Genomic DNA, 7333 nt, shown 5'->3' on the forward strand with positions numbered 1-7333 from the left:
GACGGCGTGAATCCCGGGAAGGCGGTTCCCCGTACCCCCTCACGGGCACGGTACGTCCCCCCGCGGCCGCCCCCCCCGCCCCCCCCCCCCCCCCCTCGGCCCCGTGCGTACACGGCCGGTGTCACCCGCCGGGGCCTCTCCCGCGGTGTCTTCCCGTCAGCCCTTGAGGGAACGCAGGTAGTCCGCGAACCTCTCCAGGCCGTCGATGTTGCGCGGTCCGCTGATCCCCTCGTTGAAGTCGAGGATGAAGAAGTTGTCCTTCTCGACGGCGGGCAGCTTGCTGGTGCGGGGCGATTCCTTCAGGAAGTCGATCTTCTCCTGGGCGGGCTGGTCGCCGTAGTCGAGGATGATGACGACCTCGGGTTCGGCCTCCGTGACGGCCTCCCAGCTCACCTGGGTCCACCGCTGGTCCAGATCGTCGAAGATGTTCCTGCCGCCCGCCGCCTTGATGATGTCGTTGGGCGGGACCTGGCTGCCGGCGGTGAACGGCTGGTCCGTGCCGGAGTCGTAGAGGAAGACCGGCACCGGGTCGCCCTCGGGCGCCTTCGCGGCCACGGCCTCCACCCGCTTCTTCATACCGGCCACGACCTCCGCCGCCTTGTCCTCCACACCGAAGATCTTCCCCAGGCGCTCCAGGTCGCTGTAGAGGGCCTTGAACGGGGTGACCCTTTCCGGGTGTCCGGGGTAGTTGAAGCAGCTCTCGGTGTGCATGAAGCTCTGGATGCCGAGCTTGTCCAGGATCTCCGGGGTGATGCCCCGCTGGTCGCTGAAACCCGAGTTCCAGCCCGCCACCACGAAGTCGGCCTTGGCGTCCACGACGAGTTCCTTGTTGAGCAGGTCGTCGCTGAGCATCTTCACCTTGGCGTACTCGGCCGCCCACGGCGACTCGGTCACGGGCGGGTTCGCCGGCGGCAGCACATAGCCCAGGACGTGGTCGGTCAGACCGAGACTGAAGAGCTTGTCGGCGCTGCCGCCCTCGTAGGCGACGGCCCGCTCGGGGGTCGTGTACTCCACCGGCTCACCGCACCTGTTGACGGTGACCTTCTCCGATTCCGCGGACTTGGCGTCCGCGTCGACCTCGGCGCCGCATCCGCTGAGCAGCAGTGCGGCCGTGAGGGCGGATCCGAGGGCGGCGCGCCTGCGCGCGGCGGTCGAGGGGCGGGCTACGGGCATGGTGTGGCACTTCCGTTCAGTGGAGAGGGGGACAGCGAGTACAGCAGTTGCGGGTCACCGGTCAGCGGGTGCGCGACGACGCTGGCGCGGACGCCGAACACGTCGCGGACCAGTTCCGCGGTCAGGACGTCGTGAGGGGTGCCGGCGGCCACCAGGCGTCCCCCGGAGAGGACAGCGAGCCGGTCGCACGCGGCGGCGGCGAGATTGAGGTCGTGCAGAACGACCAGCACGGTGAGTCCCGAGCCGCGCAGCAGGGACAGCAGTTCGACCTGGTGGCGTACGTCGAGGTGGTTGGTCGGCTCGTCCAGGACCAGGACGCGGGGCTCCTGGACGAGGGCACGGGCGACCAGGACACGCTGCCGCTCACCGCCCGACAGGGTGAGGACGCCCCGCCGGGCGAGGTGGAGGACGTCCATCCGCTCCATCGCCCGCTCGCACAGCTCCCTCTCCCGGCGGCTGAGCGCCTGGTTGCCCTGGATGTGGGGGGTGCGCCCGAGTGCGACGACCTCCTCCACGGTGAAGTCGAGTTCCACGGCCCCGTCCTGGGTCAGCGCCGCGATGAGCTGCGCGCTGCGGCGCATCGTCAGGCGGGACAGGTCCTCGCCGCCCACCCGCACGGCGCCGGAGCTGGGGCGCAGCGCGCGGTACACGCACCTGAGCGCGGTGGACTTCCCGCTCCCGTTGGGACCGACCAGGCCCGTGACCCGCCCGTCCGCCGCCTCCAGGGACAGGTCCCGCACCAGGGCCCTGCCGTCCGTCACCACCGAGAGCCCGTCGAGTTCGAGGTCCATCTCAGCGTCCTCCGAACATGTAGGCCCTACGGCGCATCAGGACGATGAACACCGGGACTCCGACGAGGGCGGTGATGACTCCCAGAGGGAGTTCACGCGGGGCCACCAGGGTCCGGGAGACCAGGTCGACCCAGACCATGAAGACCGCGCCGGCCAGGGGGGCGACGGCCAGGACCCGGGTGTGGGTGGAGCCGGCCGCCATGCGGACCAGGTGGGGCATGACCAGCCCGACGAAGCCGATGGCACCGCTGGTGGCGACCATCGCACCGGTGACGAGCGACACGATCACGAGGAGGTGCCTGCGGTGCCGGTCCGGATCGACGCCGAGGCTCGCGGCGGTCTCGTCGCCGAGGGCCATGACGTCCAGCACGCGGCTGCGCCGGTACAGCAGGAGCACGCCGAACAGCACGGCCCCCGTGACCGCCGGAAGCGCCCCCCAGGTCGCCGCCCCGAAGCTGCCCATCGTCCAGTACAGGACCATACCGGTGGCCTCGCTGCTGGGAACCAGGTAGATGATCACGCTCATCACGGCCTGGAACCCGAGCGACATGGCCACTCCCGTCAGGACGAGGCGCAGCGGGGACAGACCGCCGCCGCCGGACGACGCGGCGTACACCAGCAGGGAGGCCACCAGAGCGCCCGCGAAGGCTCCGGCGGACATCGCGTAGACGCCCAGCGCCGCCAGCCCGCCCGTGACCGTGACGGCGACCGCGCCCACGGAAGCGCCCGAGGAGACGCCCAGGACGAAGGGGTCGGCCAGGGCGTTGCGCACCATGGCCTGAATGGCGACGCCGACGGCGCTCAGCCCCGCTCCCACCAGCGCCGCCAGCAGCACGCGCGGGGTACGGATCTGCCAGATGATCTGATACGTGGTCACCTCGTCCGCGGCGATGGCGCCACCGCTGAGTGCGGCCCACAGGTACCGGGCGGTGTCACCCGGCGTGACCACGGCGGAACCCGTACCGATGGCCAGGAGGACGGACACGGCGAGAAGGAGCGACAGGGAGACGCACGTCAGCGCCACGCCCGTACGGGAGCCGAGCCGGCCGGCCGGCCCCGCCGGAGGCTCGGGCTGCTTCGCGTCTGCCGACGCGGCGCCGTCGACGCTCGCCGACGGCGTGGAGGTCGCGGGCGGGGACATGTGACCGGCCTTTCGAACACGGGAAACGGGACTCGTCCGGGATGTGCCGCCCGACGCCCCTCGCCCACCGGGCGCATGCCGGGGCGGGCGGCCCGGGACGGACCACCACGGCGCCGCACGGCCGCCCGACGGCTCGGCAGCGCCCGTCGGCCGCCACACGGATCACACCCCCGGGCGGGAACGCCGAAGCCCCCTCTCGACCATCGAGATATCTGGACGAAGAGGCGTCGGGCCCGCCCTTGAGGGATACAACATCCCATCATATGAAAACGATTGTCAAGAGCGTTCTCCGCTCGGCGTGTCCCTCGCCTCCGGCGCGCCGTCCGGCCCCTCGCGCCGGGCGGGTCCCGACACGGGAGTCGCCTCCCCCCGAGGGAGGGCCGCTTCCCCGCCGGCCGCGGGCCTCACGGAGTCGGTGCGGGGTCCCCGAGGTCGGAGAGCAGGTCGTCGAGGACCGTCTCCTCCTCGACGCGCACGCCGAGTCCGGCGAGGGCGCCGGACAGGTCCGGGTCCCAGGGGGACTCGGCGGGGGTGCCCGTCAGGGCGGGTAGTCCGGACGCGGTGGTGGCGGCGGCGCGGTAGTCGGCGCCCGTGTAGCGCCAGGGCCGCCACGGAACGGCGCGGGCCAGCGCGGCGGCGATGCGCAGCCCGCCCCAGTCGAAGTCGCCGTGATACAGCAGCCGGGCGCCGCGGGCGTGCAGGCGGCGCAGCAGGGCGAGGGCGGCGGCCGAGGGCTGGCCCTGGAGGCAGACCATGGGCGGGCAGCCGGAGCCGTGGGCGTCGGCCGCCGCCGCGACCACGGCCGGGTTCTCGCAGACGTGGACGCGTCCGGAGGCCGCCTGCGGCACGAAGGAGGTGTCGCGGGCCAGTTGGCGCAGGGTGAGGACGGCGGGCTCGCCCGCACCGGCCGACCAGTCCAGCGCCGGAGTGCCGCGCAGGTTGAGGGTGAGGACGGTGGAGGACAGCTCGTCCTTCAGCAGTCCCGCCGAGGCCCATGCCTCGCGCCGCCACCGGGCGCCGGAGCCGTCGGCGAAGCCGGTCAGCGCGCGTGTTCCGGACAGTACGAGGGTGGCGAGCGGTCTGCCGTCGTCCAGGGCGTGGGCGCTGCCGAGGGTCCTGGCGGCGAAGGCCGCCAGGGAGACCGGAGGGTCGGCGGGCAGCGCACGCAGGGCCGCCGCCGCGTCCGCCAGGAGCGGGCGGGCCGCCTGTGGGGTCCGGGCCAGACGGCGGGCCAGGCCCTCCGCGCGCACGCGGGCGGCCCAGTCGGCCAGTTCGGGGCGGGCGGCGCCGAGCTCTCCGAGCGGCGCGTGGGCCTCCTCCCAGGCCGTCGCCTCGGCCCGGCGCGTCTGGTCGATCCGGGTCACGGGGCCGGTCAGGGCAGTCACGGCGGCGGCCAGCCCGTCCGGGCTGACGCCGGAGCGGCGCAGGATCTCGTCCACCGTCTCCAGACGCACCGTCAGGGAACGTCCGCCGCGCGGGGCGCGGCCCAGCAGGCGCTCCACCGCCGCCCGCTGGGCCGCGTCGGGACCGGTCAGGGTGGCCGCGCCGGCCAGGGGGCGGCCGCGGGCCATCCGGTGCCGGGCGCGGTCGAGAAGCCAGGCCAGTTCGGGTACGCCGAGCAGGCGGGTGAGGCGGGCGGTGTCGATCCGCTCGGGACGTGGAGTCATGTCCACGGGGAATCCTGGGCCGTGGGCTTCCCGGTGCCGGCGGCGACCGTCCCGGTGGAGGCCGCGGCCGGGGAGGCGTGTTCCGGCTCGCCGTACGCCTGCGGGTCCGCGCCCCGCGACCGCCGCGTCCCGTCCCACTCCCAGCGGGTCACCAGGACCGCGGAGATCTCGTCGACGCGCGAGAGCTGGGCGATGGCGATGCCCGGCACCTGCGGGTAACAGGCCCATTCGCGCTCGCTGGTCATCACCACGTCCAGGTCGAAGGCGTGCAGCAGCCCCAGGCACTTGGCGCGCGAGTCGTCGTCCACGCCGGCGAACGCCTCGTCCAGGGTGACCAGGCGCGGGGCGTGCGGCACGGAGGCGCTGGCGTAGTGCGCGGACGCGGCGGCGAACAGCGGCACCGACGCCGCCAGCACCCGCTCCCCGCCCGAGGCGGGCCCGGTGGCCGGGACCCACCTGCCGTGCTGGTGGCGTTCGATGCCGAACTCGTGCCAGGTGCGGTAGTCGAGGGCCGCGGTGAGGTCCTCCAGCCAGCTTCCGGAGCCGTCGTCGGCGTGCCGGCGCGCGATCTGCTCCTGGAGGAACCCGCCGACCGCGGCCCGGTCCTCCGGTGACCAGGCGTCGGCGGACTGGCGCAGCCTCTCGCGGGCCTGGGCGAGCCCGGGCGGCGCCTTCCGCGAGGGCCGCCACACCAGACGCAGCACCATGCCGGTGGAGGTCGGCCGCTCCTCCAGTTCGGCGTTCATGGCCCGCACCTGCCGCTCGGCGGTGCCGATCAGCTCCTGGAGGGAGCCGGCGACCTCGGTGACGAGGTGGGTCTCCAGGATCTCCCGTTCGCGCGCGGACAGGATGCGGCTCAGCTCCTCCACCTCGGCGGCGAGCGCCTCGGCGAGTTCCGGCACGGCGCGCTCGCGCCCCTGGTAGACGATGTCGACGACCATGCCGTCCTCGCCACTGCGGGCCGAGGCGGTGTGCCCGTGCCTCGACAGCGCCTCCTGAAGCCTGGTCAGCTCCTCGCTCAGCCGTTTCTGCACCCGCTCCCAGGCGCCGTCGGAGTCGTCGGTCCCGGCGAGTTCGGACTCGACGGCGCGGGCCAGGACGACGGCCGGGGTCGCCGCCCACGGCCCGTCGGCCTCCGGCTGGCCGATGTCGGGCAGGGCCACCGCCAGCAGTCCGGTCGCCGCGAACCGCTGGAGTGCCGCGACGGCCCGGTCCCGGGCCGCCGCGGCCTCGGTGACATCCTCGTCCAGCTGTTCGATGCGCCCCTCGGCGCGGCCGGCGTCCCGGTCCGCCCGCTGATGCTCCTGGCGGGCCCGCTTCTGCTCCTGCCCGCACAGCCGTGCCGCCTCGACGGTCTCGGCCAGACGGCGCTGCAGGTCGGCGACGGCGGCGCCGACGGTGGAACGCAGGGTGGTGTGGTGCTCGTCGGCCGCGGCGGCCCGCCGCGCCGCCTCCTCCGTGCGCAGGGTCAGCTCGGCGGCCCGCTCCCCGGCCCGCTCCGCCTCGGCCCGTTCCTCGGCGAGGGCGCTCTCGGCGTCGGTGTGCTCCCTCAGCGCGGGCCACAGGGCGGCGAGGTGGGCGGTGAGATCGGCGAGGGCCTGGCGGACGGCCGCGAGTCCGGTGCGGTCGGCGGGCAGCTGGACGGCGGCGGCCGTCTCGGTGAGTTCGGCCGCGGCCCGCTCCGCCTGACGGGCCGCCTCGGCCAGTTCGGCGGAGCGCTCCTCGTGGCGGGTGCGGACCCGGCCGACCGTGTCGGCGGCCGCGGCGGACAGCGCGTGGGCCCGGCGCAGGTCGTCGTCGCCGGGGAAGGCCGACAGTTCGGCGTCCAGTACGCGGCGGCGCTCCGCCACCGCGCGGGACGCCTCCTCCAGCCCGGCCAGCTCCTCGCGCGAAGCGGACAGCTCGTCCCGCAGAGTGGTGACGCGGGCGCGGCGGGCCTCCTCGCGGGCGCCCTCGCCCACGTACTCGGCGGCCGGTTTGCTCCAGCTCCCGGTCAGCGCGCCGGTCCGGAAACGGCCGTCCGGCGACACCCAGGTGTCGCCCGTGCCGCCCCCGCCGGAGGCGGCACGGGGGGCCTCGCCCAGCTTGATCGCGGCCAGCAGCCGCGCCACGGTCTCCTCTCCCACACCGGCGGCCCGGACATCGCCGTGGTCCGGGGCCGGGCGCAGCACGTCGGCCAGGGTGGGCCCGGCGGCCAGGCTCCCGGAAACCGGCGTGGGCGCCAGCAGGACGTCGTGGCCGTCGGCGAGGACCGCGGCGCCGTCCGGGCGCACCCACGCGTCCAGCAGGCCGGACGCCTCCAGGGCCGCCTCCAGGCCCGCGCGCTCGGTCTCCGCCAGATGCGGGCGGAAGTCGACGAGCCGCCACAGCGGCGCACCGGCCGCCCGGTCCCTGACACCGGGGGTACGGGTGTACGGGCCCTGGGGGCCCCTCTGGCGTCCCGCCTCCAGCGCGGCCAGCTCCGCTTCCGCCTCCGCGGCCCGGCTGCGCGCCGTACGAAGCCGCTGGGCCAGGTCCGCCGCCCGGTCGGCCAGGTGGGCCGCCCGGGCGCGGTGCGCGCC

General features: G+C 74.9%; 5 protein-coding genes. All 5 read right to left on the reverse strand.

Going from position 1 to position 7333, the window contains the following annotated elements:
• Positions 1 to 156: 156 nt before the first annotated feature.
• Entirely contained in the window at positions 157 to 1173 is a 1017-nt protein-coding gene (locus tag AC2CJA_RS21625; protein ID WP_484604337.1) for an ABC transporter substrate-binding protein, read from the reverse strand.
• Positions 1164 to 1964: an ABC transporter ATP-binding protein gene (locus tag AC2CJA_RS21630; protein ID WP_484604338.1), complete on the reverse strand. Its 801-nt coding sequence runs from the start codon at positions 1962 to 1964 to the stop codon at positions 1164 to 1166. The genes AC2CJA_RS21625 and AC2CJA_RS21630 overlap by 10 nt, the downstream gene beginning before the upstream one ends.
• Before the next feature lies 1 nt (position 1965).
• On the reverse strand, positions 1966 to 3105 hold the full coding sequence (locus tag AC2CJA_RS21635; RefSeq protein WP_484604339.1) for a FecCD family ABC transporter permease: 1140 nt from the start codon (positions 3103 to 3105) through the stop codon (positions 1966 to 1968).
• Positions 3106 to 3509: 404 nt separating this feature from the next.
• Positions 3510 to 4772 (reverse strand): TIGR02679 family protein, encoded by a 1263-nt coding sequence (locus tag AC2CJA_RS21640; protein WP_484604340.1) that lies wholly within the window; start codon positions 4770 to 4772, stop codon positions 3510 to 3512.
• The coding region (locus AC2CJA_RS21645) for a TIGR02680 family protein (protein ID WP_484604341.1) at positions 4769 to 7333 on the reverse strand (2565 nt) is incomplete at its 5' end. The genes AC2CJA_RS21640 and AC2CJA_RS21645, both read right to left, overlap by 4 nt.

The organism is Streptomyces sp. ATLC9 (genome assembly GCF_057196705.1).